Origin of the sequence: Mycobacterium gordonae, from assembly GCF_001417955.2 — a bacterium.
Classification (GTDB): domain Bacteria; phylum Actinomycetota; class Actinomycetes; order Mycobacteriales; family Mycobacteriaceae; genus Mycobacterium; species Mycobacterium gordonae_B.
In genome coordinates, this window is sequence record NZ_LKTM01000327.1 from 20,515 (window position 1) to 46,792 (window position 26,278).

Genomic DNA, 26,278 nt, shown 5'->3' on the forward strand with positions numbered 1-26,278 from the left:
TGTCAGTCCCCCTCAGTCCCCTTGTTCTTGGCCGTATTTCGCTTTGCGACAACTGCCGCGAGGCGATTCAGCACCGGCTGCGGAAGAACACGCGCGGTGAGAACCATCGCTCGTTGTCCAGCCGTCAACGGGTACGCCCCGCCCCGCATCGATCCCTGCTTCGGTATGCCCAACACCAGCCGGGAGAGGTGGTGCATGCCCGCGGCGGGCAGCACCCTGTTCAGCGCCAACAGCATTGAGGCATCCGGACCCACCCCGCGGCGCCGGAACGGCTTCGTGTCATTGAGGGCCTTGAGAAGTCCGTCGGCGAACCGCTCGGGTGGCCTGGCAAGCCGCATCGCCAACCTGCCCCGGGTGTCCATCGTGTTGTGCAGCCGGGCGTAGGGGCCGGCGAAGTCGCGGTCGTCGGTAGTGCCGGCGTCGGTGATGATCTCGGTGTCGTAGGTGCCGGCCACCAACACCGTGACACCGAGACCGAACGGCGCGATCTCACACGCCATCGACTCGCCCCAGCGCTCCAGGGCCCCCTTGGCCGCCGAGTACGGCGCGGTGGCGGGCTGGCCGCGTACCCCGGCCGCGCTGGACACCAGGACGATGCGGCCTTCGCCCGCGGCCCGCATGGCAGGCAGCAGCGCCTGGGTGAGCGTGACGGGACCCAGCACACTGGTGGCGAACATCTTCTGCCACAACGCCGTATCCGTCTCCTCGACTACTCCAGCGGCGGAGATCCCGGCGTTGTGCACCAACCCGTAGGGGGTGCCCACCGCTTCGTCGATGGCCTTCGCCGCCGCGGAGATCGAGGCGGCGTCGGTGAGGTCGAGCTGCACGGGGATCAGCCGTGGGTCATCGTCGGCCGCTCCGGTCGCCTTCTGCAGCAACGGAAATGCCCGCTCCGGGCTGCGCATGGCCGCCACCACCCGCCATCCGTCACGATAGAGCCGGACCGCCGAGGCGAACCCCAGTCCGCGGGAGGCGCCGGTGATGACGACGCTACGCGGCTCACCCATGCTGACTGGGGGCTGCGCAGGCACCCGAGCTGGGAGGCGGCGGATCGACGTGCGGCCGTCCGTCCGGCTCCCCGCTTGCCCAGGTCGACCAGATGCCGACCGAATACGGACCCAGGGCACCGGCCTTCTCGTAAAAGCCCTGCGGATCATAGACTTTGGCCTCGGGGAAGGGCCACGGGCAGGCGACCGAGGTCGCTGCGTGGCTCACCTTGATGGCCCAGAACCAGGCCCCGTAGGCGAAATACGACACGTTGATGATCGCGAACATCACCAGGAATGTGCCGAGCACCGGGCGGCCCGGAAATAGCCTGGCCTTGGCGGCGAGCTTCTCCGCTACCGATTTCCCGGTGTCGTCGCGGTAGCACAGGATCGCCGCGGGCACCATCACGAACGTCACCGAGAAGGACTCCCAGATCAGCGGGAACTGGAATGTCGTGCCGGTGAACACCGAGCCCCAGGGAATCACCTGGGAATAGATGTACATCCCCCAGTGGATCAGCGTGTTCTCCAGGAACGCGTCCATGACGAAGCCGATCGCACACGTGATCAGGCCCAGGCTGACCAAGGGATGTTTCGACACGAAATGCTCTGGGCCCCTTCGGGCCTGCAGTTTGCGCAGGATCCATACCGCCGGGAAGTACGGGCCGAAGTAGAACATCACGTAGCCGAACACGACGAACGGCTCCACCGTCGGCGACAGGGACACCAGCGGCCAGGACTCCGGCCAGTGGATGAGATCGGGGTTGTAAACCGCGAACGGCGCCCAGTTCATGATCGGGTCCTGCCAGACGATCAGCGTCGTGCACAGGAACATCAGCATCGCCGGACTACCCGGATTCCGCCGCCAGCCCCTGACGAATACCACCAGCAGCACGATCAGCGCCACCGCGGTGGCACCGTCCAGGAACGTGATGTAGTCCAGCCCGAACATGAACTCGACGGGACGGGGCCGCCCCTGCACAGTGGGGTTGGCGACGCGCGGGTCCAGGGCGGTCCGGCAGTTGACGACGAAGAACAGCGCGAACGCCGCCAGCGTGACCGCCGCAATCCACCTGCCCCAGTTCAGTTTTCCGCGCCGGTCCGCCGAGGCCGGCTGGTCTGTTCGTACCGGTGCGGCCATGTCGTCAGCCGTCCTCTCCGAAGCGGTCAACCAAGTGGGAGTTGACGCCGTCGGCGTCGAGGGTGCGCGCCACCAGATAGCCCGCGCCCATCCAGGCCCGGCGGGTCCACTTGCCGAACGACACCCGGGTGCCGGGCGCGCCGGACGCGGCCGGCAGCATCTTGACCCGTTCCAACGCCTCTTTCACGCCGCGGGGGCTCAGCGGATGCGCATCGCTGAAGGCGCGTACCAGCGTGGCCGCGACGTCGCGATTCACCACGGTCACACAGAATTCGGGCCGACTGCCGTCGTACTTCGCCGCGTAGGCGTCCAGGAAGTCCTGCCCGACCTTGTTCGCCTCGTCGTACTGGTCAACACCGGTCCAGCCCATGAACGCGTTCCACATGATCGGGTTGACCCACGCGTTCTGCCACGCGGTGGTGGTGAAACGGGGCGGGTCCCAACCGAGCGATTCGAGCGCCGGGTTGATGAACACGATCCCGAACCCGAATCCCAGGTGCACGATCGCCTCGGACTTCGCCTCGTGCAACGTCTGCACCGCGGCGTTGATGTCTTGGGCCGTCTGGGCGATCGAAGCTTCGGCCACGATGCGAATACCTTTGCGTCGACAGGCGCTTCGCAGGTTTTTCAGATAGCTCTCACCGATCAGGCTCTGCTCGACCAGCACGCCGATTTCGGAAAGTTCTCGTTTGGCGATCAGGTCGGCCAGGAAGATCGGCTCATCGGTCATCGAGCCTTGCGGGAAGGCGAAGGTCCATTCGCCCAGCCAGTCGTCGGTGCCGGTCACGCTGATAGCCGGAACCTTGAATCGTTCCTCGATCGCTTCGCGCAACGGCACGCAGTTGTCGGTGATGTTCGGGCCGAAGACCACTAGGCAGCCTTCATCGACCAGTTCGCCGTACGCGTCGATCACCGCCTTCACCGAACCTTTGGGCAGGCCCTCCACTTCGCGATAGATCATCTGCACCGGGCGGTCCATCTCACCCTGGGCAAGTGCTTCTTCGAAAATGAGGTCGAAGGTATGAGTGAATGAGGCGAACAGGTCCTCCGGAAAGCCCGGCGGGAGTTTGAAGTCCATCAGGTAGCCGACCTTGATCGGCTCCGCGGTGCTCTCGTAGGACATATGACCTCCCTGACTAGCTACTCCCCGCAGCGACGAAATGAGACCTAATATTTGTTCAGACGGTAGCCGCGGTGATTGGCAGCGTCAATCATCGGCCGGATCCGCCCGAGCCCAGATAGACCTCGATCATCTCGCCGAGAGCCCTACCTACCGCCACGTCATCGGTCAGCGGACCGGCGATCGCGGCGCGGGCCGCCTCCGCCATGCCCAGCCCCTCCGCGATGAGCCGGCCCGCGGCGATCAGCACCCGGGTCGAGGCGACCTCGCGCAGTCCTCCGGTCTCCAGGCGTCGGACAGCCTGACCGAACCGAACCAGTTCCGCGGCGGTCGCGGCGTCCACACCCGCCTCGTGGGCGACGATGCCCTGCTCGATATCGGCAGTCGGGAAACCGAATTCGAGGGCGACCATGCGCTGGCGGGTGGAGTCCTTGAGGTCCTTCAGCACGCTCTGATAGCCGGGGTTGTAGGACACCACGAGTCCGAATCCCGGTGCTGCGTCCAGCGTGACGCCGAGGCGCTCGATGGGCAGCTGACGCCGGTGATCGGCGAGCGGATGCAGTACCACGGTGGTGTCCTGGCGGGCTTCCACCACTTCGTCGAGGTAGCAGATCGCGCCCTCGCGTACGGCCCTGGTGAGCGGACCATCCACCCACACGGTCTCGTCGCCCTGCAGTAGATAGCGACCAACCAGGTCGGCGGTGGTGAGATCGTCGTGGCACGCCACGGTGATCAGGTCCCGGCCGAGGTCGTACGCCATCGCCTCGACGAAACGGGTTTTGCCGCAACCCGTCGGCCCCTTCAGGAGGACGGTGAGGTGCTGCCGGTAGGCGGCCCTGAAGACGGCCTCTTCATTGCCGACCGCCTGGTAGTAGGGCCGCATCTGCTCCGCCTGTTGTCGAGAGGCGTTGGGACCGGCGCGCGCGGCGAGTGCGGACTCGTGGGCCATGACCTCCCTTTCTTCTTCCTTTGTATGACTGCCCGGAGACTATCCGGAACAGATGTTTGTTTACAAGGGTGCTGAAGCGGCCGTTGGCTTTCGGCGCATCTCTGCCGAGCGCAGGGCGGCCCGGAACAGTGGGCCGACGACACCGGCGAGCTGGTCGGGGTGCGCGATCACCGCATGTGCGGTGCTGCCGAACACCCGGCGCAGGGATGGCACATCCGTTCCGGCTCCGATCGTCAGGCACACACAGCCGGTGCCCCGGCGGCGGGCCTCGGTCAGAGCGCGGCGGGCATCCGCCGCACCGTAGGGCCGTTCGTATCCGTGGTCGTAGGCCAGACCGTCCGACAGCACCACCAACAACCGCCGCGCGGTACCACCCCGGGACTCCAAGACCGTCGAACCGTGACGGATAGCGGCGCCCAGCCGCGAGAACGCACCCGGTTCCAGACTGTTCAGCCGCCTGATGACCTGAGCGTCGAGGTGATCGTCGAAACGCTTGACGGGGATCATGCTGACCGCTCCCCTGCCTTGCGAGTAGTAGGCGTAGAGGGCCACCCGGTCGCCCAGATCATGCAGCGCCACAGTGAGATTGGCGACGGCGGCGCGCTGTTGCTCGTGCACCGTGCGTCCCGCCGTGCCCGGCTCGGCCGCCGACCCCGACACATCGAGCAGCAGCAGCACCGACAGGTCCCGCCGCCGGCGCAGGCTGTCGAGATACACCGACTCATCGGCTACCGCCCCGGCCAGGACGTCGACGCGCGCTTGGACGGCGGCGTCGATGTCGATGTCGTCGCCCTGAGACTGGCGGTGACGGCGGTGCAGCCCCATGCCCAGCCGCGACAACGGGCGTCGCACGCCGATTGCCGCGTCGATCTCCTGGGTTGCCGTCGGGTCGATCGTGGGCTCGACCTCCCGCACGGTGCACCATGCGGAGCGGTAGCGCTTGCGGGTGACGTCCCATTCCGGGTACCGAACGCCGTCCGATTGAGCGGCCCGGTCGTCGGTCTGCTCGCTCGAGGTTGCGGCCAGCGATGTTACGGCGCGCAATCCCCTTCTGCCGGAGTCTGTTCGGTGCGTCGGGCTGTCCGACCCGGGCGGGCCGCCGCCGCTGCCGGTGTTGCGGGCCGACGAGAGCATCTTCTTCAGCCACTTGCCGATGAAGCCGCCTCCGCCCACCGGGCTGGTGAACAGGTCCGGATCGTCGGAGTCGTCCGTCTCAGCGTCATCGAACTCTTCCACGTGCCGCGCGCTGTCACGTCGCGGAACGTGTTGTGGCGCCGACGGATCCTGGTGTGCGGCCACCCGGGCGTGGATGGCCAGTACCTTCGATGGGCGGATCACGCCGAATGCCGCCTGCTCGTCGATCGCCTCCCGTCGGCCGGCGATGCTCAGCGACCGTTGCGGCGAGTCGCTGCGGCCCGCGATCTCGCGGCTTCCCAGCGCCATCAAGGGGCGCGGGAGCAGATCGGCATTGGCGACCAAGGCGCGGTGAGCCTCGATCGCCAGATAGCGCCGGGCCAGTCGACCATGCCGGACCAGGGACCGCATCACGTCCGGATCCAGGCTGCCCGCGGCGATCAGCGAGGCCTGCACCGCGACCGCCGCCAACCGGGCCCGGGCTGCGGCGGAGCCGTCCACATAAATCGTCTGACCGTCCGTCCAGGCAGGTTGGCCGGGCGGCAGCTGAGCCACCGCAACGGTTTTGCCCGCGAGCGCGGAAGCCACCAGGTCCAGCGACTGCGGCCGGTCGGCCCGAACGTCGTCCACACCCACCTCCGAACGACCCCGCCGACCCCGGATTGACCAAATATCTGTTCCAACGTAAAGTCCGGTTCAGGCGCAGTCAATCAAGCTCAGACCAATACGGGGTTCGAACGCAGACGTGGACTTCTCATACCCGGCCGAGGTGGAGCGGTTCCGTGCTGAACTGCGGGCCTGGCTGTCGGCGAATCTGACCGAGGAACTGATAGCCGCCCGGCGCCCCTCCGGCCGCGACGACAGCGCCTTCGACAAACTGCGCGCGTGGAACGCGACCATGGCCGACGCGGGCTGGGCGGCCGTGTCGTGGCCGGTCGAGTACGGCGGCCGTGGCGCCGGGGTGCTCGAACAGCTCGTCTACACCGAGGAAACCACACGCGCCCGGGCGCCGCTGCCGCTCAACGTGATCGGGATGAACAACATCGCGCCGGCGATCATGCAGTACGGCACCGAAACGCAGAAGAAGACCCTGCTGCCCCGAATGATGCGCGCCGACGACATCTGGTGCCAGGGCATGTCCGAACCCGAGGCCGGATCCGACCTGGCCGCGCTGCGCACCAGAGCGGTGCGCGACGGCGACGACTTCGTCGTCTCCGGGCAGAAGATCTGGACCTCGCTGGGCCACAAGGCGAAATGGTGTCAGCTGTATGTCCGCACCGACCCGGACGCACCCAAACACAAGGGCATCTCCTGCCTCATCGTGGACATGGCGCTGCCCGGCATCGAGGCGCGCCCGCTCGTGACGCTCAACGGCGACAGCGATTTCGCCGAGGTCTTCTTCCATGACGTGCGGGTACCGGCAGACGCGCTGCTCGGCCCGCTCAACGACGGCTGGCAGGTCGCCACGACGACGCTCAGCCACGAACGCGCCGGGGCGGCACGGCTGTACGCGGAGCTGGAACTGCGACTGGACGAACTGGTGGCCGACCTGGCGCTGGCCGGGGACGCCCTGAGCGATCCGGTGGTGCTGCGGCGTCTGGGCGAGATCGCGGTCCGCATCAAGTATCTCGAAGTGCTGTGCCAGCGGTCGATTTCGGCCGCGCTGCACGGTGGCCCGGAGATCACGGCGTTCGGGTCGGCCAGCCTGGCCAAGACGGTGTGGGGCGAGATCGGCCAGGAACTCGCCGCATTGGCGTTCGACGTGCTCGGTACTGGTGGCGCGCACGGCCGCTGGAGTGATTACCGGTTGACCTCGCGGTCGCTGACCATCGCGGGCGGCACCACCCAGATCACCAAGAACATCACCGCGCAGCGGGTACTGGGGTTGCCGCGCAAATGAACCTCGAACTGGATGGAGAACAGGTCGCGCTGCGGGACACGGTGCGGCAGTTTCTCGCTGAGCGGGCGTCTGTTTCGGGCCACGTGCGTCCGATGCTCGACGATCCGACGGGAACCACGCCGGCGGTGTGGCGGGGCCTGGCCGAGCTGGGCGCGACCGGTGTGCTGGTGCCGGCGGAGTTCGGCGGCACGGGCATGACGATGGTCGAAGCGGGCATCGTCGCCGAGGAGCTCGGTGCCGCCCTGCATCCGGGGCCGTGGTTGTCGACTGCCGTGGCGGCCGCGCGGGTGCTGGCCGCGGTCGGCGGCCGGGCGGCCGGCGACCTGCTGACCGGAATCGCCGACGGCACCAGAGTCGTGTCGGTGCTGGGCTTGGGCGAGCAGACAGAAAAGCTCCTCGTTTCGGGAGAAAACGGGGGCTTTTGCGTCTGCTCGGCACCGCTGGCCGCGCCCGACGCGGCGGCGGCCGATGTGCTGTTGGTCCTCGACGGCTCGGCGCTCTTCGCCGTGGAGTCCGCCGCGGCCGGTGTCTCGGTGACAGCCGAGCGCGGTATCGACCAGACCCGCAAGCAGTTTCGGGTCGAGCTCGACGATGCGAGCGCGCGGCGACTGGGCACGCTGTCGGCCGACGACGTCCAAGCCGTCACCGACGACGTGCTGATCGCCGCGGCCGCCGACGCGCTGGGCGCTGCCCGCGCGGTCATGCAGATGGCCATCGAATACGCCAAGACGCGAATCCAATTCGGGGCGCCCATCGGATCCTTCCAGGCGATCCAGCACCTGTGCGTCGACATGTTCGAGACGGTCGAGTTGGCGCGCAGCGGCGTGATCCACGCGCTGTGGGCGGCCGAGAACTCGCCTGCCGAACGGCATCTCGCCGCCATTCGAGCCAAGGCCTTCGCCGGGCGACTGGCCGCCGTCGGCGATACCGCCATTCAGGTGTTCGGAGGTATCGGCTATACCTGGGAGCACGACGCCCACCTCTATCTCAAGCGCTTACTGAGTTGGAGCGCGTTCGGCGGAGGGTCGGACCGCTATCTCATCGAAGTCGGTACTCGCCTCGCCGCTAAAGGGCCGGGGTGACCGCGCCCGGCCGTCGCCTACGATGGGTTCGGCCTTCCGCCGATGGCCTCTCAGCAGCACGTTTGCTCCGGCAAGTCTGATAGCCTCTACCAAAGATTTGGTTCAGCAGGAGGACGAGTTGCGCACGTTGCCGGCACCGCGGTCCTCCGCTCCCCGCCGGCCATGACCGACAGCGCACTCGAAGCCGGAACGCGCCGGGCCGAGATCCTCGAGACAGCCGCGTCGCTGATCGCCTCGTCGGGCCTGCGGACCTCGCTGCAGGAGATCGCTGACGCGGCGGGCATCCTCCCCGGCAGTCTGTACCACCATTTCGAATCCAAAGAAGCGATCCTGGTGGAACTCATCCGCCGCTACCAGGCCGACCTGGCGCGCATCGGACAGGACGCCCAGGCGAAGCTGGACGAGCCGGACTCGCGTCCACCTGCCGAGAAGATCATCGAGTTGGGATCGGCGATCGCCAACTGCGCGGTGCGGCATCGGGCGGCCCTACAGATGTCGTTCTACGAAGGCCCGAGCGCCGATCCGGAACTGATGAAGCTGACACAGCAGCGGCCCACCGCGATTCAGGAGGCGATGCTGCAAACGCTGCGCGCGGCCAGGTGGAGCGGCTACATCAAGTCCGACATCGATCTCCCGACGCTGGCCGACCGGATCTGCCAGACCATGCTGCAGGTCGGGCTCGATGTTATTCGGCACAATTCCTCCGCCGACCAGGTGGCCGCCCTGATGTGCCGAATCACGTTGCAGGGATTGGCCTCTCAGCCACCCAGTGACGGGACGCTGGACCGGTCGAAGGCGTTCGCCGCGGCCGGCGACGTCATTGCGTCCTGGGCCGACGACAGCGAAGCCGATCCCAGCGACAAGGCGGCCCATCTGCGGGCGGTGGCGCGGGCAGAGTTCGGCCGCAAAGGATATGAAGTCACCACGATCAGGGATATCGCGTCGGCAGCAGGCCTGGGAACGGGCACCGTGTATCGCGTCATCGGATCCAAAGACGAACTCTTGGCGTCGATCATGCGCTCGTTCGGCCAAAAGGTCGAAGCCGGCTGGATGGACGTGCTCCGCTCCGAGGCGACCCCGATCGAGAAGCTGGACGCGCTGAGTTGGGTCAACGTCAATGCGCTGGACCAGTTTTCGGATGAATTCCGGATCCAGCTCGCCTGGATGCGCCAGTCGCCGCCGAACACCGCCAACCCGGGCTGGTTGTACACCACTCGGCTGCGGCAGATGAAATCGCTTCTCTCCGAAGGCATCCGGTCCTCAGAAATCCGCATCGAAGCGCCCAGCATCACCATGCTGGCGCGCAGCATCATCGGGATGCAGTGGATACCGGAGAACATCCTGCGCGCGGTGGGCACCCGGTCGTCGCTCATCCTGGCTCGTGACACCGTCCTGCGCGGTGTTGCGATTCGCGCCGGACAGTAGCCGGAGTAGCGTCGAAACATGGCGCACATCATTGTCATCGGCGGCCACGGCAAGGTCGCCCTGCATCTGGCCCGGATCTTGACCGGGCGTGGTGACCAGGTGAGCTCGGTGTTCCGCAACCCCGACCACACCGACGAGGTAGCGGCCACCGGCGCCAGCCCGGTCACCGCCGACATCGAGCACCTCGACACCGAAGCCCTGGCCGACCTGCTGGCCGGGCACGACGCGGTCGTCTTCACCGCCGGAGCCGGCGGCGGCGACCCGGCACGCACCTACGCCGTGGACCGCGACGCGGCGATCCGCACGATCGACGCCGCGGGCCGGGCCGGCGTCAAGCGGTTCGTGATGGTGTCGTATTTCGGCGCGGGCCCCGGACATGGCGTGTCGCCGGAGAATTCATTCTTTCCCTACGCCGAGGCCAAGGCCGCGGCAGACGCCCACCTGCGTGCCAGCGAGCTCGACTGGACCGTGCTCGGCCCGGGTCGGCTCACCCTCGACCGGGGCACCGGACACATCGCGGTCGGCAAAGCCAAGGGTGAGGTGTCGCGGGAAGACGTGGCGGCAGTCGTCGCGGCGGCTCTCGCCGACGACGCGACCATCCGCCGCACCATCGACTTCAACAACGGCGACGTGCCGATCGCGGACGCTCTGGCGCCCGTGCGGTAACCGCACTCGGCCCGCGGAGTAACCTGATCCTCGCAACTGGTCTGCCGACGCCCTCGCGGCGCCGGCACCGAGCGAGGTCCTAACGCCTCGCGAGAGGGAACCCGGTGAGAATCCGGGACTGTCCCGCAGCGGTATGCAGGAACGACCGCCGTCACACGCACTGGTCCGCATCGGACTGGGAAGCGACGGCCAGTAGGTGCACCTTTTCGGTGCGCGCCTGTGAGTCCGAAGACCTGCCAGGTGTGCCGGGCGCGCCGCGCCCGGCGGCACATCGCCTCGTGGAATGGGCGTTTGGCCAGCCAGCCGTGGTGGTACGCGGGCTCTGAGAGCACCAGCGCATCGCCCCGACTGTCGGCTGCGCGTCCGCGGGCGGTGACCATACCGTCGAATGAAGGACCGCTCGTGACCGCTCAAGCCCGTTCTCCGAAGTTCACCGCCACCATCACCGGTTCCCCCCGCATCGGCCCGCGCCGCGAACTCAAGCGCGCGACCGAGGGTTACTGGGCCGGCCGCACCAGTCGCTCCGACCTGGAGTCCACCGCGGCCAAGCTGCGCCGCGACACCTGGTCGCAACTGGCCGCCGCCGGCCTCGACTCGGTGCCGGTCAACACTTTCTCCTACTACGACCAGATGCTGGACACCGCGGTGTTGCTCGGCGCGCTGCCCGAGCGGGTTGGCGGCATCGCCGACGAACTGGACCGCTACTTCGCCGCCGCGCGCGGTACCGACGAAGTCGCCCCGCTCGAAATGACGAAGTGGTTCGACACCAACTACCACTACCTCGTTCCGGAGATCGGTCCCTCGACCCAGTTCTCACTGCACCCGGACAAGGTCCTCTCCGAGCTGAAAGAGGCTCAGGGACAAGGCATCCCGGCGCGCCCCGTGATCATCGGGCCCGTCACCTTCCTGCTGCTGAGCAAGGCGGTGGACGGCGCGGGCGCACCGATCGAGCGACTACAGGAGCTGATGCCGATCTATTCCGAACTGCTGTCACTGCTCGCGGACAGCGGGGCCCAGTGGGTGCAGCTCGACGAGCCGGCGTTGGTCACCGACATCTCCCCCGACGCGCCCGCGCTGGCCGAGGCGGTCTACAACGCGCTGGGCGCGGTGGCGAACCGCCCTGGCATCCACGTCGCCACCTACTTCGGCGACCCGGGTGCGGCGTTGGCGGGCCTGGCCCGCACCCCGGTCGAAGCGATCGGGGTCGACCTGGTCTACGGCCCCGACACAGCGCTGGCTGCCGTTCCCGAGCTGGCCGGCAAGACACTGGTGGCCGGGATCGTCGACGGTCGCAACATCTGGAGCACCGATCTGCAGGCGGCGCTGGGCAAACTGGCCGCCCTGATGGGACCCGCCGGGGCGGTGGCTGTTTCGACGTCGTGCTCAACGCTGCACGTGCCGTACTCGCTGGAGCCCGAGACCGATCTGGACGACAACCTGCGCAGTTGGCTGGCGTTCGGGGCGGAGAAGGTGCGTGAGGTGGTCGTGCTTGCGCGCGCGCTGCGGGACGGTCGCGACGCCGTCGCCGAGGAGATCGCGGCCTCCAACGCCGCGGTGGCGTCGCGCAAACAGGACCCGCGGCTGCACAACGACCAGGTGCGCGCCCGAATCCGGTCAATCGTCGCCTCCGGCGTCCACCGCGGCGATCCCGCAGAGCGTCGCGCCAGCCAGGAGGCGCGCCTCGAGCTGCCGGTATTACCGACCACGACGATCGGTTCCTACCCGCAGACCTCGGCCATCCGCGTCGCGCGGGCCGCGTTGCGCTCCGGGGAGATCGACCAGGCCGAATACGAGCGGCGGATGAAGAAGGAGATCGCCGACGTCATCAAGCTGCAGGAGCAGCTGGGCATCGACGTGTTGGTGCACGGTGAGCCTGAGCGCAACGACATGGTGCAGTACTTCGCCGAGCAGCTGGAGGGCTTCTTCGCCACTCACAACGGCTGGGTCCAGTCCTACGGCAGCCGCTGTGTGCGTCCGCCGATCCTGTTCGGCGATGTGGCCCGCACCCACCCGATGACGGTCGACTGGATCACCTACGCGCAGTCGCTCACCGACAAACCGGTCAAGGGCATGCTGACCGGGCCGGTCACGATCCTGGCGTGGTCGTTCGTGCGCGACGACCAGCCGTTGGCCGACACCGCCAACCAGGTGGCGCTGGCGATCCGGGACGAGACGGTGGACTTGCAGTCCGCGGGTATCGCCGTGATCCAGGTCGACGAGCCGGCGCTGCGGGAGCTGCTGCCGCTGCGGCGTGCCGACCAGGACGAGTATTTGTCCTGGGCCGTCGGGGCTTTCCGGCTGGCCACCTCCGGTGTGGCCGACTCGACCCAGATCCACACCCACCTGTGCTACTCGGAGTTCGGCGAGGTGATCGGCGCGATCGCCGATCTGGATGCCGACGTCACGTCGATCGAAGCGGCCCGCTCGCACATGGAGGTGCTCGACGACCTCAACGCGATCGGCTTCTCCAACAGCGTGGGCCCGGGCGTCTACGACATCCACTCCCCACGGGTGCCCAGCACCCGCGAGATGGCAGCGTCTCTCAGGGCCGCGCTGAAAGCCGTTCCCGCTGAAAGGCTTTGGGTGAACCCGGACTGCGGCCTGAAGACGCGTGACGTCGAGGAGGTGACCGCTTCGCTAAGCCACATGGTGGCCGCGGCGCGTGAGGTGCGCGCCGGGGCCTAGCCCCGCGAGCAGACGCAAAATCGCGTTCCGCGGCCGCGGAACATGCGATTTTGCGTCTGCTCGCCCTAGTCCGACTCCACCACGACGGGGACGTCGTCGGCCCAGGGCTGGCGGGTCACCATGTCGGCCACCCGGACATAGCCATGCTCGAATTCGCCTGTTGCGGCATCAACCAACCGGTACCGCTGGATCTGCCGATGGATCGGCTGCGCGTCCAGCAGGACCACGCGCACCTCGCCCGGCTCGAATCGGCAACGCCGTTGCATCGCGGCGATCAGCTGCTCGTTGTGCATGTGGCCGTCACCGAAGTTCCAGCCGATCGCGGTGCTGCAGATGCGTTCTCCGTCGGTGATGACGTAGTCGTCCTCGTTCTGTCCGGCCATCGCGCGATGGGCCAAGGTGAACAGTGCCCGGCCGTGCGTATTCATGGCGCGGAACGCGTATCCCAGGTACATCGGGATCTCGGCTCGGTCCTTGCCGTAGAACCGCTCCAGCTGGGCCTGCGGCATGCTGGCGATCGCGACGATGCCCCGGGCGATCTTCTCGCTCGCCGACGGCTTGATGCACCACAGCGTCGTGTCCCAGTTGCCGGCGTAATAGCGCATGCCCGGCAGGAACGAGATCTTGCGCGGGAACATATTGCCCAAAATCACGGTGCCCACCAGCAGGGTGAACAGAATCGCCACCGGCGCAAGGTGTTTGACGTCGCTGATGCCCTGCTGAGCATGCCCGACGAACAGCGAGAACACGCCGAAGATCATGAACACGTTCCACTCCAGCGGAACCCCCATCGGGATCGCCGTCAGGATGCCCAGGTGGAAGCACACCATGACGATCGCGGCCACGGTGGTGGGCCACCCGCCGTGGGAGAAGAACAGCGCCAACGGCACGAACATCTCGATGAACGTGCTGATGTGAGCGAACATCCGCGACAACAGCCCGGGCCGCAGGTCATCGGGGAACTTCTCGAAAAACATCCGTTTGATGAACCGCGGCCGGAACAGCGGATTGTTGGACATCATCGTCGAGATCACGAACGGGAAGTGTTTGTTGAGTTTGGACGTCGCCGCGCCCATCCAGATCACCAGGAACACCAGCTTGGCCGCGACGATCATGTCGACACCGCCGAACAGGAACGTCACGGTGAGCGACCCGTAGACCTCACCGCGAGCGGCCAGGAAGATCACCTTGTCCCGCAACCCCGCGGCACCGAGGACCAGCAGGATCGCCACGATCTGCCACATCGGCAGTACTCCGACGCGAGTGCCCAGCGCCGGTATCGGCCCCGTTCCATCGGTGAACAGCGCGGTCACCAGCAGCACCAGCAGCAGGGCATAGAGCGCGACGTCGACCGGCTTGCGTTTGGTGCCGAAAGTCAGCGGGACGCGATCCGGCCAGGGTGGCAGCCGGATGGTGCCGAACCGCAGCCAGTACAGGATCGAACCCATCGGCGGGAAGAACCGGTTGTTGAGCGGCCCGAAGCCGCAGCCCAGCCCGACCACCTCGAACAACATCGTGTACAACACGACCTTCTCGAACACGATCGGCTCGGCGTACCAGACCCGGACGTTGGTGAATCCGTCAATTCCCTTGGTGCTCAGCACAATCAGCCAGGCAACCAGAATGTAGAGCAGGATCTTGACGACGTAGAACAGGTGCATCACCACTGGCGTGCCGAAGCCCACCTCGGCCCAATGGCGGGCCATCGGGCGGATCTTCTCGCTGCGGGTGCCCTTGCTCCATTCGGCGATGTCGACCTCGGGCAGCTGGGGCTTGAGAAATCCCATAATTTGACAGATTAGAACGTGTTCTAGGCGGATGCCCAGCCCGGCCCACCGAATCCTTGGTCAGCCGCTGTGGCGGGCGATACCGTGAGGTACAGGTGGCGAAGGGAGTGGGAGCATGCGTAGACCCCGGTACCTCAGATGGGCGGTCGCGGGGGCCGCGGTACCAATCGCATTCGTCCTCGGCAGCGGGCCGGCACAGGCGCAGGCGCCGTCCCCGGGTGACTCGTGCACCGTGCTGCACGCGACCACCCAGGACGCCGAAGGCAAGACGATGTGGTGCAACCCGACGATGACGGGCAGCCACAGCCTGGTGTGGCAGTACGGCGGACCGGGCTAGGGCTGACTCCGGCCGGTGCGCCTTCATCACGTTCGTGCCCGACGCAGCGACGAACATTTTCCCCGCGGTGAGCACCTCGCGTGGAAGATCGCCGAGGTAGCCGCGGACCCGGTGGCGGTGCCCGCCGAAACCGAATCCATGGTGATCAACCGGATCATCGACAACGCGGCGGTATCGGCGGCTTCGGTGATCCGGCGTCCCCCGACCACTGCGCGCGTCCAGGCTCTCGCTCACCCGCGTCCGACCGGCGCGAAAGTGTTCGGCGTCGAGGGCGACTACTCACCGGAATGGGCAGCCTGGGCCAATGGCGTGGCTGTGCGCGAACTGGACTTTCACGACACGTTCCTGGCAGCCGACTATGCCCACCCCGGCGACAACATCCCGCCCCTGATGGCCGTCGCTCAACATCTTCGGGTGAGCGGCGCGGATCTGATCCGCGGCGTGGCCACCGCGTACGAGATACAGATCGCCCTGGTGAAGGGAATCTGCCTGCACGAGCACAAGATTGACCACGTTGCGCACCTGGGTCCGGCGGCGGCCGCGGGCCTGGGAACCATGTTGCGGCTCGACCGGGACACCATCTACTCGGCGATCGGTCAGGCCTTGCACCTGACGACCGCCACCAGGCAATCACGCAAAGGACTGATCTCGAGCTGGAAGGCCTTCGCGCCCGCATGGGCCGGCAAGGTCGCCATCGAGGCGGTGGACCGTGCCATGCGTGGCGAACCGGCACCCGCCCCCATCTGGGAGGGCGAGGACGGAGTGATCGCATGGCTACTGGCCGGCCCGGAGCACACCTATCAGGTGCCGCTTCCCGAAGCGGGCGAGGCCAAGCGCGCCATCCTGGAGAGCTACACCAAGGAACACTCCGCTGAGTACCAGAGCCAGGCGTTGATCGATCTGGCCCGCCGGATGCGCACCAAGATCGGCGATCTGGATCAGGTCGCGTCCGTGGTGCTGCACACCAGTCACCACACGCACAACGTGATCGGGACCGGGTCCAATGACCCGCAGAAGTTCGACCCGGATGCCTCACGCGAAACGCTGGACCACTCGGTGATGTACATTTTCGCCGTCGCGTTGCAGGACGGAACCTGGCACCACGAACGGTCTTACGCGCCGGAGCGGTCGCACCGCCCCGACACCGTCGCATTGTGGCGCAAGATCTCCACCGTCGAAGATCCCGAATGGACCAGGCGCTACCACTCACCCGACCCGGCGCAGAAGGCATTCGGCGCCCGTGCCGAGATCACGTTGCGGAGTGGCGGGATGATCGTCGACGAGATCGCTGTCGCCGATGCACATCCGTTGGGAGAACGGCCCTTTGAACGAGAGCAGTACCTGGCGAAGTTCACCGCACTGGCCGACGGCGTGATCGGAGACGCCGAACAGCGCCGGTTTCTGTCGGTAGTGGCGAATCTCCCCCGCATGACCGCCGGGACGCTCGGCGCGCTCAACCCGCTCGTGGATCCGTCCGTGCTGGACCAGGCGCCCGCAGTTCCGCCCGGTATCTTCGGATAAGCGATCATCGACAATAGATCTCCGAAAGCTGTTCCAGGCCAACGTAAAACGACGCGAGACAACGTCGACTCTTCCGAAACCCGTTACCGCGGTGCCATGATCGGTGTAGCTTGCCGCTGGGGCGCACAGGGGTCTACGAGGAGCGGGGTCATGACGGATGTCGACTATTGCGTGGTCGGAGCCGGATTCGCGGGACTGACGGCCGCACTGCGCCTGAAGCAGGCCGGTCACTCCGTGGCGCTGCTGGAGGCTCGCGACCGCGTCGGTGGGCGCACGTTCACCGTGACCCGCGACGACGGGGTGTGGATCGACCGCGGCGGGGCGTGGATCGGACCGGGCCAGGACCGGATCTATGCGCTGATGCAGGAATTCGGCGTGCCGGAGTACAAGCAGCACAACGACGGTGACGCCATGATGATCGTCGACGGCAAGAGGCGCCGCTACGGCGGCAAGCTGCCGTGGACGATGAGCCCGTGGGCGGTCGCCAACCTGGGCATCGGCCTGATGAGCATCGAGCAGATGTGCAAGACGATTCCGCGCGAAGCCCCCTGGGAGGCCGATGAAGCCGCGGAGTGGGACCGAATGAGTATCGGCGACTGGCTCGAGCGCAACGTGATGTCCAAACCGGCGCGCGAAATGCTGGACATGGTGCTGGGCGGCACCTACACGTCGACGTCGGCGGAAGTGTCGCTGTTGTGGATGTTGCTGCAGATGTCCTCGGCCGGCGGACCCACGTTCGTCATCTCAGGCAAAGGCGGCTCCCAGGACGCCCGCCCGGTCGGTGGGATGGGTGCCATCTACCGCCCGATGGTCGCCGCGTTGGGCGACGCACTGCACCTGTCGCGGCCGGTTCGCACCATCATCCAGGACACCGACGGCGTCACGGTCCAGTCAGACGGGTTCTCGGTGCGCGCCTACCGGGCCATCGTGGCGATCCCGATGGCGATCGCCGATTCGATCGGCTACGAACCCGCACTGCCGGCGGACCGGGCGTTTCTCAATCAGCGCATGCCGAGCGGCGCCGTCATCAAGACCTCGCTGATCTACGACAAACCGTTCTGGCGCGCCGACGGCTTGTCCGGTCAGTCCGCCGCACCCGGGACCGCCGCCACGCTGACCATCGACGCGTGCACCGACACCGGCAGCCCGGGGATCATGTGCGCCATCACCGAGGGGCCCGCCGCCCGCCGGTTGACCGACCTCAGCGAATCCGACCGCCGGGCAGCCATCATCGGCGAACTCATCGACAGGTTCGGCGAATTGGCACGCACGCCAACGGAATACCACGAACAGAACTGGTCGCTTGAGCGTTATTCCGGGGGCGGGATGATCAGCCACACACCGACCGGTGTTCTCACCGAGTACGGTCACGCGCTGCGCGCACCCTGCGGCAGGGTGCACTGGGCGGGCACCGAGAGTTCAGCCGTCATGTGCGGCTGGATCGACGGCGCGATCCGCTCCGGTGAGCGCGCCGCCGCCGAAGTGGTTGCGGCGCAGACTTAGCCGACCCCGGTACGCGGAATCACGCTGGGCCGGTTCTGCGTCATGTGCGGACTCGCGCCGCCGCGGCCCATCATCCCGCCCGGCATTCCGGCGCCCGCACCACCGGCCCCGGCCCCCATCGGCATCGGCATCATCGGCATCCCGCCACCGGTGGGCATCGAGGCCTGCATCGAGGCCTGCATCGAGGCCGCCGTGGGCAATCCGTGCATCGCCGAGCTGGCCATGCCTTTCGGTGCTGACCCCACCCACGTCGGCGGCACCGACATCGCCCCCACCATGCGCGCCTGGCCCAGGCTGCCGGACATGCCCGCCCCCGGGCCCGCTCCTCCGCCGAGTCCCTTCATCGCCGGAGCGGTGTCGCCGACGAATTTGGTCGCATCGGCCACACCGGTTGTGGCGCCGGCCAATCCCGCGGTGCCGGCGGTGGCCGATTGTCCCGCCTGCATCAGTGGGCCGATCATCATGCTGGCCGGCATGGCGCCCAGCTGGGCCACCGAGGCGATCGATTGGATCGGCAACGCCGAAGCCGCCGACTGCACACCGGCCACCAGCCCCGGCGCCGCTCCGGTGACACTTTGCAGAGCCGGGCTGATCGCGGCCGACGCGGTGGTCGCCAGGCCGGTGAACTGGGCTCCGATATTGGCGGCCAGGCCGGCGAGGTCAACCGGCGGTACAGCGAACGGGGTCAGGCTCGCGGCCACCGCCGTCGCACCACCGTGGTAACCGACCATAGCGGCGACATCCTGCGCCCACATCTCCGCGTAGTCGAACTCATTGGCCGCGATCGCCGGCGTGTTGAAGCCCAGGAAATTCGTTGCGATCAAAGTCATCAACGACACCCGGTTCGCCGTCACCACCGCCGGGTGCACCGTCGCGGTCAACGCCCCTTCGAACGCCGACGCCGCCGTGCGCGCCAGCCCCGCCGCCGCGTCCGCCTGACCCGCGGCCAGCGTCATCCAGTCCTGGTATGGCAGCGCCGCTGCGGCCATGGATGCCGCCGCCGGGCCGGACCACGGCCCGCCCGTCAGACCGGAGATCACCGAACTGAACGACTGGGCCGAGGACGCCAGATCCGCCGCCAGTCCGTCCCAGGCTGCCGCCGCCGCATGCAGCGGACCTGGTCCGGCCCCGCTGAAAATCCTCGAGGAGTTGATCTCCGGAGGCAACCACGCAAAATCTAAAATCATCGCACCCCCAACCCCAGCGAGCGGTATCTCATTACTGTCCCCATTTGTCGCCTCGCAAGGTCATGGACTCAGCTGACTTTCAGCAACATCGCAGCCCGTTTCAAGGCAGTACCGGCACGCCACCGATCGCCTCCGCAAGCTGTTCGGGCAGGAAGGTCAGCAGGCCCGGCAGGATGCCGCCGAAGGCTGTACCGAAAAGCGGGATGGTCCCCGTCGTGCCGAAGATCTCGAGTGTGAGCGACGCCGTCCGCGCGGGGGCCAGGATCCCGCCGAGTGGCACGTTGGTCGTCGTCGTCAGGTCACCCAGCGTCACCGAAAGCGGCAGCGTCGCTTGGCCGTTGAGGAATCCGTCCAGCACGGCTACGGGGGTGTCGAGCAGCGCCGCGCCGGCGCTCAGCACGTTGCCGGTCTGCAGCGCACCGAGCACGGCGTTCGCGCTGTCGCCGAACGCGTTGGCGGTGGTGACGACCGGGCCTATCGCTTCCAGGCCGAGGACCAATGGCAGGCCCACATGCAGGTCGCCGGTGACCAGGTCCAAGGTCTGCGAGGTGTCGGTCAGGGTGGTGATCACATTGGTGAGGTGTTGCGAGATCTGAGCGGGAACCGAGCCGGCGGGGAGCATATCGGTGAGATGCTGCGCCATCTGCCCGGGCAGGCGCAGGATCGGCAAAAGGTCGCCCAGCGTGCCGGTCGGTGTGATGTTGATGAGCAGGGTCGTCGGGTCCTGGCTGGCGGATAGACCCGTCAGGAACAGGTTTCCGAATCCGGTCGCGACGCCGCGGACCGCGCCCGTGACATCGCCCGCCGCGAGCTGCTGCGTGGCGGCCTGCAACGCGGCGGGAAGCGCGCTCACACCTGCGCCGAAATCTTGAGCGGCGTTGGCGAGTGCGGTCGTAATCGTTTGCGCATAACCGATTTGCTGACCAAAGGCGGTCTGCGCGAACCCGAGTTGATTGCTGACGAACTGGCGGAGGAACGGCGCCGGGTTCGCCGCGACGGCATTCTCCAGCGCTTGCAGGTTGGTGGCCGTATTCGCGAAAAGTGTTTGATAAGAGAATGACTCGGCGCTCGCGTAAGCGACGCCCGCGCCGTTCAGCGACCCGGCGAAATGCTCGCCGAACGCGTGCGCTCGGGCATGAGCGGCTTGGAAGTCCGCGCCGAAACTGCCGAACATCGTCGCGACCGCATCCGATATCTCGTCCTGAGCCGCGGCAGCGATCGCGGTTGTCGGGCCGGCCGCGGCAGCGACGGCCTCGGTCAGCGAGGCACGAAGGCCCGCCAGATCGTCGGCCGCACCCTGCAGCAGTTCGGGCACCGCGATCACATACGACATATGAACCCCCCTCGAATGATTGGATTAATTGAAGAGACCCGACTTCGCGTCGCCCTTGTTGAAGAACCCGGAGTCGTCGTTGCCGGAGTTGCCGATACCGGAATTGAAGACGTTCGAATTTCCGATGCCGATGTTGTCGAAGCCGGTATTTGCGATGCCCGCCAGGAAGCTTCCGTGATTGTTGATGCCGACGTTATTGCCGTTGCCGGAGTTTCCGAAGCCGGATTCGAACGCCAGGCCGGTGTTCATGAACCCCGACGTATCGCCGCCGGTGTTGAAGAACCCCGATGAGTCCAGGCCGCTGGTGCCGAAACCGGAGCTCTTGACCCCGACCGGCGTGATGACACTGCCGAAACCGGTGTTGAGGTTGCCCGAGTCGAAGCCTCCGGTATTGCTGCGGCCGGCATTGGCCCATCCGGTGTTGATATCACCGGCATTGAAATCACCGGTGTTCAGCGAGCCGGCGTTCATGCTTCCGGTGTTCTGGAAGCCGGCATTTCCGTAGCCCAGGTTCTGCGAGCCGCCGTTCCCCCAGCCCATGTTGTTCGCACCGGCATTGCCGAGCCCGAAGTTGTTGAATCCGGCATTGAGCGCGCCGGTATTGCCCTGGCCCGCGTTACTGAGCCCGGTGTTGAAGCTGCCCGAGTTCTCCAGGCCGAAGCTGTGGTTGCCGGAGTTGAAGATGCCGATGTTGCCGGTGCCCGAGTTGAAGAAGCCGATGTTGCCGGTGCCCGAATTGCCGAAACCGATATTGCCGACGCCCGAGTTCAGCGCACCAATGCCCACCTGGTTGTCCCCGGTGAGGCCGAAGCCGATGTTGTTGTTGCCGGTGTTGCCGAAGCCGAAGTTGTGGTTGCCGGTGTTGGCCAGCCCGACGTTGTTGCTGCCGCGATTGCCCAGGCCCATGTTGGCGTCGCCGCGGTTGCCGTTGCCGACGTTGGAGCTGCCGAGGTTGCCGTTACCGAAGTTGCCGTTGCCTAGGTTGCCGCTACCGATGTTGCCCTGGCCCGAGTTTCCTGCTCCGGTGTTGTTGAAGCCCGAGTTGCCGCTGCCCACGTTCTGATTGCCCCGGTTGCCGTTGCCGACGTTGCCGTTGCCGGAATTGCCGCTGCCGAGGTTGGCGTCACCGAAGTTGCCGTTGCCCACGTTGCCGTTGCCGTGGTTGCCACCGCCGACGTTCTGGCCGCCGAGATTGCCGAGCACTGCCTGTATCTGCGCCAGACCGGGCAGGCCCGGCAGCGTCTGCTGCAGCGGCGCAAGCTGCGCGACCGCCGCCGAGGCCCCGCCGTGATAACCGGCCATCGCAGCCACATCCTGAGCCCACATGTCCTCGTAGCTGGCCTCAGCGGCGGCGATCGCCGGTGCATTCTGGCCGAACAGATTCGAAACCACAAGCGAGACAAGGTGATTACGAGTGGCTGCAACCACTGCGGGATGGACCGTGGCGGCCAGCGCCGCCTCGAACGCCGAGGCCGCGGCCCGCGCCTGACCGGCGGTGCTCTGAGCCTGGGCCGCCGCTTCCGACAGCCACCCCACATAGGGGGCGGCCGAACCGGCCATGGCGGCCGCCGCCGGACCCTGCCATACCTCCCCCGTCAGCCCCGACGCCACCGCTGCGAAGGAGCGCGCCGCCACGTCGAGTTCACCGGCCAGCGCGTCCCATGCCGTCGCTGCCGCCAACGTCGGCCCCGGCCCCGCACCCAGATACATCCGCGCCGAATTGATCTCTGGCGGCAACACCGCGAAATTCATGCCAGTCGTCCCTCCTTGCGGAAGTCAACGATGCGCTGCGGCGACCGGAGGAACGTCGGCCACAGGACGTAAATCCAGTGCCGGAGGGGGTCGTAGGTCGGGTTGGTTGAGGGTCGTACCCGCGGCGCAGCCCGCGAGCGTCCGCAAAATGCCGGCCACGGCGGCGTGTCCCCGGCAACACGCGCGCGCTCGCCAGCAGGGCCCACCGCGAGCGACCGCAAAATGCCGGTCGCGGCGGCGTGTCCCCGGCAACACGCGCGCACTCGCGGACACCAGCGCCCCGCGGCCGGATAGCGAACTTTTTGGACTCATGTTGAACCGTTGCCGGCCTCCGTGCGTGACACTGGGAGTCACAGGCACGGCATGAGGGCAGTGTGAATCGGGTTTGACATGTGCGTGAGCGAATTCCTGCCGACGAGAACAGTGACCCTGTTGCTCGCCGATGCCGAGCGCTCGGCGCCGTCATGGGAAGACGTGCCCGAGACGAGGGCGGGCGACCGGGAAGGCGTCCGCGACCTCGTGTCGGACATCATTGCCACGCACGGCGGGGCCGGTCCGGTCAGACCGGACGCCGAAGACAGCAGCGCCGACTCGTTCCTGGCCGTTTTCGCCCGGGCCACCGACGCACTCGCGTGCGCGATCGATTTGCAGCAGGCCCCGTTGGCCCCGATCCAGTTAAGAGTCGCGGTGCACACCGGCGAGGTGCATCTCGAAGGCCCGGGCACCTACACGGGACCCGCCGTCGACCGGGCAGCGCGGCTGCGCGAGCTGGCACACGGCGGCCAGGTGGTGGTCTCGGGCACCACCCACGACCTTGTTGCCGACCACCTCCCCGAAGACGTCTGGCTGGCCGACCTCGGCGCCCATCAGTTGCGCGACCTGCCCCGCCCCGAACGCGTGGCGCAGCTGTGCCACCCCGACCTGCGGATCGAGTTCCCACCCTTGCAGGGGTCCAAAAACGCTGCGGCACCGAATTTTCCGGCGCAGTTGACCCGCTTTGTCGGCCGCGCTGCCCAGATCAACGACGTACGCAAGTTCCTTGCCGACAACCGGCTGGTCACCCTGGCGGGTACCGGTGGCGTGGGAAAGACCCGCCTGGCGGCGCAGATCGCCGCACAAGCGGCGCCCGAGTTCGGCGGCGGCGTGTGGTTCGTCGATCTGGCGCCGGTGAGCCGGCCCGAGGTGGTGCCGGTGGCGGTGTTGCGTGCCCTGGGATTGCCCGACCAGCCAGGCCGTTCGGCGATCGACACGCTGGTGCGGTTCCTCGGCGTCAGGGACGCGCTGGTGGTTCTGGACAATTGCGAGCACCTGACCGATGCCTGCGCCGCGCTGGTCCGCGGGCTGTTGGGCCAGTGCCTGCACCTGACCATCTTGGCCACCAGCCGGGCACCCATCGGGGTTCCCGGAGAGCTGACCTGGAGGGTGCCGTCCCTGTCGCTCTCCGACGAAGCGATCGAGCTGTTCATCGACCGCGCCCGCCTGGCCCGGCCTGACTTCAGCGTCACCCCCTCCGACGTGGCAGCGGTGCAGGATATCTGTGGGCGACTCGACGGCCTGCCGCTGGGAATCGAGCTTGCGGCGGCGGCCGTGCGGGTGATGTCGCTCAGCGAGATTCTCGACGGGTTGCGCAACCGCTTCCGGCTTCTGACCGAAGGCGGGCCGGCACGGCGCCGCCACACTTTGGGCGCATCGGTCGACTGGTCGCACGCCCTGCTGACCGAACCCGAGCGAATGTTGTTCCGCCGCTTGGCCGTATTCAGCGGAGGCTTCGACCACGAAGCCGCGCGCACGGTGTGCGCCGACGCAGATCTGGCGCCGCATCAGGTTTTCGATCAGCTCGCCCTGTTGGTGGATAAATCACTGGTGCTGGCCGAAAGCTCAGCGGAGCGGACACGCTTCCGGATGCTGGAGACGGTGCGGCACTACGCGATGGAAAGGCTGCGCGAATCCGGTGAGGCCGATGCGTTGCGCGCACGCCACCGCGACCACTACGGGAGGATGGCCGCCGCGCTGGACAGCCCCACCGACGGTGCACACCAGCGCCGGATCGAACAGGTGGAGACCGAGATCGACAATCTCCGGACAGCGTTCGCACATTGCTGCGACCATCGCGAACCCGAGCCCGCGCTGGAACTCACGTCGGCGCTGCAGCCGCTCTGGCTGACGCGCGGGCGCATCCAGGAGGGGCTGGCGTGGTTCGACGCGGTGCTCACCGACCGCAGCGCCCTGTCCGGTGTATCGCCGGTGGTGCGCGGACGGGCGCTGGCCGACAGAGCCGCCCTGGACGCGTCGCGCAGCGTTCACGACAACCTCGAGCAGGCGCAGCAGGCGGTGGCCATCGCCCGCGACATCAGGGATCCCGCGCTGCTGGCCCGCGCGCTCACCTCGTGCGGCGCGATCAGTTCCTACAGCGCCGACGCGGCCCGCCCGTACCTGTCCGAGGCGATCGGCATCGCCCGCGATCTCGGCGACCGGTGGCGCTTGACGCAGATCCTCACGTGGCAGGCCTACGGCGCGTTCTACGCCGGTGCCCCGGTCGCCGGCTACGCGGCTTCCCAGGAGGGCCGAGACCTCGCCGAGCAGATCGGCGATCACTTCCACGCCCGCTCGTGCCGGTGGACGCTGGGTCTGGCGCAGATGATGAAAGGCGCTCTCGTCGAAGCGATCACGCAATTTCGCGCAGTCACCGCCGATGCCGATGCGGCGCACGACGTGCTGTTCCGGTGGGGCAGCCGGCTCGCATTGTGCAACGCTCTGGCGTTCCGCGGCGACACCGAAGCAGCCACCGCCGCCGCCAAGGCATCCCTGGCGGCCGCGGCGGACCTCTGGCCACACAATCAGGGATTCAGCTATGCGGTCCTGGCAACCGCCGCCGTGGCCGCCGGCGATGTCGCGGGCGCGGCCGCGGCCAGCGAGGCGGCCCAGGAACTGCTCAGCGTGCAGGGCGAACTGGCCGGCGCCAATACCAACCCGATGGCCGAAGTGGCCCTGGCGCGCGGCGATCTCATCACCGCGGGCCGCTGGGCCGACCAGGAGGTCGCGGCGTCGTCGGGTTGGCATCTGGCGCGGGCACTGACGACGCGCGCCCGCATCGCGATCGCCAAGCACGAGCCGGATCAGGCCGAACGGGATGCCCACAAAGCACTCGCCTGCGCCGCCGAACACGACGCGCACCTGGCCGTGCCGGACATCCTCGAATGCCTGGGCCGGCTGGCCGCGGACCGCCTGGGGCACCGGGATGCGGCGCGACTGTTGGCCGCGGCCAACCAGATTCGCCGCGAGCTCGGTTGCGTCCGGTTCAAGGTCTACGACGCCGACTACCACAGCATCCTCGCGCAATTACGGGAAGCTCTGGGCGACAGCGTATTTGACGAAGCGTGGCGGGAAGGCGAAGGCCTGTCCCTCGACGAGGCCGTCGCCTACGTGCGCCGCGGACGCGGTGAACGCAAGCGCCCGGCCAGCGGCTGGGCGGCACTGACTCCCACCGAGCGCGATGTCGTCCGGCTCGTCGCGGAGGGCCTGGCCAACAACGAAATCGCGGCCCGGCTGTTCGTTTCCCGGCGGACGGTGCAAACCCACCTCACGCACGTATACGCCAAGCTCGGTATCAGTTCCCGGGTGCAACTCGCCCATGAAGGTGTCTCCCACGGCTGACGCCGATATACGACCCCTCAGCCGCCCGATCTACGTCCTCTGACCGACGTTCCGCATCGCAGCATCCCGCACTGTCGAGTCAATCCTCGACGTTCAGGAGTGCAGCAATGTCGTTT

18 protein-coding genes and 1 riboswitch are annotated in these 26,278 nt (G+C 67.3%); of the genes, 9 read left to right on the top strand and 9 right to left on the bottom strand.

All coding sequences use genetic code 11. From position 1 onward, the window contains the following. Window positions 1–2: 2 nt before the first annotated feature. The 5 genes from AO501_RS22440 to AO501_RS22460 all read right to left on the bottom strand — a co-directional run bounded on the left by AO501_RS22440 (window position 3) and on the right by AO501_RS22460 (window position 5,960). On the bottom strand, window positions 3–1,007 hold the full coding sequence (locus tag AO501_RS22440; protein ID WP_055579817.1) for an SDR family oxidoreductase: 1,005 nt from the start codon (window positions 1,005–1,007) through the stop codon (window positions 3–5). Next, window positions 1,000–2,127: a spirocyclase AveC family protein gene (locus tag AO501_RS22445; RefSeq protein ID WP_055579818.1), complete on the bottom strand. Its 1,128-nt coding sequence runs from the start codon at window positions 2,125–2,127 to the stop codon at window positions 1,000–1,002. Before AO501_RS22445 ends, AO501_RS22440 begins: the two co-directional genes overlap by 8 nt. Before the next feature lie 4 nt (window positions 2,128–2,131). Beyond that, complete coding sequence (locus AO501_RS22450; RefSeq protein WP_055579819.1) at window positions 2,132–3,250, bottom strand: ABC transporter substrate-binding protein; 1,119 nt, start codon at window positions 3,248–3,250, stop codon at window positions 2,132–2,134. Window positions 3,251–3,338: 88 nt separating this feature from the next. Beyond that, on the bottom strand, window positions 3,339–4,196 hold the full coding sequence (locus AO501_RS22455) for a CbbQ/NirQ/NorQ/GpvN family protein (RefSeq protein WP_055579820.1): 858 nt from the start codon (window positions 4,194–4,196) through the stop codon (window positions 3,339–3,341). A gap of 60 nt (window positions 4,197–4,256) precedes the next feature. Beyond that, on the bottom strand, window positions 4,257–5,960 hold the full coding sequence (locus AO501_RS22460; protein ID WP_371934944.1) for a nitric oxide reductase activation protein NorD: 1,704 nt from the start codon (window positions 5,958–5,960) through the stop codon (window positions 4,257–4,259). 115 nt (window positions 5,961–6,075) lie between these two features. Between AO501_RS22460 and AO501_RS22465 the strand changes: the two genes are divergently transcribed. The 5 genes from AO501_RS22465 to metE all read left to right on the top strand — a co-directional run bounded on the left by AO501_RS22465 (window position 6,076) and on the right by metE (window position 13,088). Beyond that, a complete protein-coding gene (locus tag AO501_RS22465) occupies window positions 6,076–7,230 on the top strand; it encodes an acyl-CoA dehydrogenase family protein (protein WP_055579822.1) in 1,155 nt (384 codons plus the stop codon). Continuing rightward, the gene (locus AO501_RS22470) at window positions 7,227–8,312 is read left to right on the top strand and encodes an acyl-CoA dehydrogenase family protein (protein WP_055579823.1); all 1,086 of its coding nucleotides are present in this window, start codon (window positions 7,227–7,229) and stop codon (window positions 8,310–8,312) included. The genes AO501_RS22465 and AO501_RS22470 overlap by 4 nt, the downstream gene beginning before the upstream one ends. A 162-nt stretch (window positions 8,313–8,474) precedes the next feature. Next, window positions 8,475–9,737: a TetR/AcrR family transcriptional regulator gene (locus tag AO501_RS22475; protein WP_055579824.1), complete on the top strand. Its 1,263-nt coding sequence runs from the start codon at window positions 8,475–8,477 to the stop codon at window positions 9,735–9,737. Window positions 9,738–9,755: 18 nt separating this feature from the next. After that, window positions 9,756–10,403, top strand: coding sequence for an SDR family oxidoreductase (locus AO501_RS22480; RefSeq protein WP_055579825.1), 648 nt, complete (start codon window positions 9,756–9,758; stop codon window positions 10,401–10,403). Window positions 10,404–10,455: 52 nt separating this feature from the next. After that, window positions 10,456–10,659: riboswitch (cobalamin riboswitch) on the top strand. 146 nt (window positions 10,660–10,805) lie between these two features. Then, complete coding sequence (metE, locus tag AO501_RS22485) at window positions 10,806–13,088, top strand: 5-methyltetrahydropteroyltriglutamate--homocysteine S-methyltransferase (RefSeq protein ID WP_055579835.1); 2,283 nt, start codon at window positions 10,806–10,808, stop codon at window positions 13,086–13,088. Between the two features lie 65 nt (window positions 13,089–13,153). Here the strand turns inward: metE and AO501_RS22490 are convergent, their stop codons facing one another. Continuing rightward, a complete protein-coding gene (locus AO501_RS22490; RefSeq protein ID WP_055579826.1) occupies window positions 13,154–14,875 on the bottom strand; it encodes a DUF3556 domain-containing protein in 1,722 nt (573 codons plus the stop codon). A gap of 115 nt (window positions 14,876–14,990) precedes the next feature. Here AO501_RS22490 and AO501_RS22495 point away from each other — a divergent pair, with 115 nt between their 5' ends. The 3 genes from AO501_RS22495 (at window position 14,991) to AO501_RS22505 (ending at window position 18,236) form a co-directional block, all read left to right on the top strand. Further along, window positions 14,991–15,212, top strand: a complete 222-nt coding sequence (locus tag AO501_RS22495; protein ID WP_055579827.1) for a hypothetical protein — start codon at window positions 14,991–14,993, stop codon at window positions 15,210–15,212. A 15-nt stretch (window positions 15,213–15,227) separates the two neighbouring features. Next, complete coding sequence (prpD, locus tag AO501_RS22500; protein ID WP_055579828.1) at window positions 15,228–16,733, top strand: 2-methylcitrate dehydratase PrpD; 1,506 nt, start codon at window positions 15,228–15,230, stop codon at window positions 16,731–16,733. A gap of 150 nt (window positions 16,734–16,883) precedes the next feature. Further along, window positions 16,884–18,236 (top strand): flavin monoamine oxidase family protein, encoded by a 1,353-nt coding sequence (locus AO501_RS22505; RefSeq protein ID WP_055579829.1) that lies wholly within the window; start codon window positions 16,884–16,886, stop codon window positions 18,234–18,236. Here the strand turns inward: AO501_RS22505 and AO501_RS22510 are convergent. From AO501_RS22510 to AO501_RS22520, 3 genes are all read right to left on the bottom strand, one after another. Next, entirely contained in the window at window positions 18,233–19,423 is a 1,191-nt protein-coding gene (locus AO501_RS22510; RefSeq protein WP_055579830.1) for a PPE family protein, read from the bottom strand. The genes AO501_RS22505 and AO501_RS22510 overlap by 4 nt on opposite strands. Before the next feature lie 100 nt (window positions 19,424–19,523). Then, window positions 19,524–20,756, bottom strand: coding sequence for a PE family protein (locus AO501_RS22515; protein ID WP_055579831.1), 1,233 nt, complete (start codon window positions 20,754–20,756; stop codon window positions 19,524–19,526). 24 nt (window positions 20,757–20,780) lie between these two features. Beyond that, window positions 20,781–22,508, bottom strand: coding sequence for a PPE family protein (locus AO501_RS22520; protein ID WP_055579832.1), 1,728 nt, complete (start codon window positions 22,506–22,508; stop codon window positions 20,781–20,783). Between the two features lie 396 nt (window positions 22,509–22,904). On the opposite strand from AO501_RS22520, the gene AO501_RS22525 reads away from it, so the two are divergent. After that, window positions 22,905–26,162, top strand: coding sequence for a helix-turn-helix transcriptional regulator (locus AO501_RS22525; protein WP_055579836.1), 3,258 nt, complete (start codon window positions 22,905–22,907; stop codon window positions 26,160–26,162). The last annotated feature ends 116 nt before the right edge of the window (window positions 26,163–26,278 follow it).

What these genes read in the sequence shown, in the direction of transcription:
- AO501_RS22440 (WP_055579817.1), bottom strand. Translation starts at nt 1,007, where the DNA reads ATGGGTGAGCCGCGTAGCGTCGTCATCACCGGCGCCTCCCGCGGACTG.
- AO501_RS22445 (WP_055579818.1), bottom strand. Translation starts at nt 2,127, where the DNA reads ATGGCCGCACCGGTACGAACAGACCAGCCGGCCTCGGCGGACCGGCGC.
- AO501_RS22450 (WP_055579819.1), bottom strand. Translation starts at nt 3,250, where the DNA reads ATGTCCTACGAGAGCACCGCGGAGCCGATCAAGGTCGGCTACCTGATG.
- AO501_RS22455 (WP_055579820.1), bottom strand. Translation starts at nt 4,196, where the DNA reads ATGGCCCACGAGTCCGCACTCGCCGCGCGCGCCGGTCCCAACGCCTCT.
- AO501_RS22470 (WP_055579823.1), top strand. Translation starts at nt 7,227, where the DNA reads ATGAACCTCGAACTGGATGGAGAACAGGTCGCGCTGCGGGACACGGTG.
- AO501_RS22475 (WP_055579824.1), top strand. Translation starts at nt 8,475, where the DNA reads ATGACCGACAGCGCACTCGAAGCCGGAACGCGCCGGGCCGAGATCCTC.
- AO501_RS22480 (WP_055579825.1), top strand. Translation starts at nt 9,756, where the DNA reads ATGGCGCACATCATTGTCATCGGCGGCCACGGCAAGGTCGCCCTGCAT.
- AO501_RS22490 (WP_055579826.1), bottom strand. Translation starts at nt 14,875, where the DNA reads ATGGGATTTCTCAAGCCCCAGCTGCCCGAGGTCGACATCGCCGAATGG.
- AO501_RS22495 (WP_055579827.1), top strand. Translation starts at nt 14,991, where the DNA reads ATGCGTAGACCCCGGTACCTCAGATGGGCGGTCGCGGGGGCCGCGGTA.
- AO501_RS22505 (WP_055579829.1), top strand. Translation starts at nt 16,884, where the DNA reads ATGACGGATGTCGACTATTGCGTGGTCGGAGCCGGATTCGCGGGACTG.
- AO501_RS22510 (WP_055579830.1), bottom strand. Translation starts at nt 19,423, where the DNA reads ATGATTTTAGATTTTGCGTGGTTGCCTCCGGAGATCAACTCCTCGAGG.
- AO501_RS22515 (WP_055579831.1), bottom strand. Translation starts at nt 20,756, where the DNA reads ATGTCGTATGTGATCGCGGTGCCCGAACTGCTGCAGGGTGCGGCCGAC.
- AO501_RS22520 (WP_055579832.1), bottom strand. Translation starts at nt 22,508, where the DNA reads ATGAATTTCGCGGTGTTGCCGCCAGAGATCAATTCGGCGCGGATGTAT.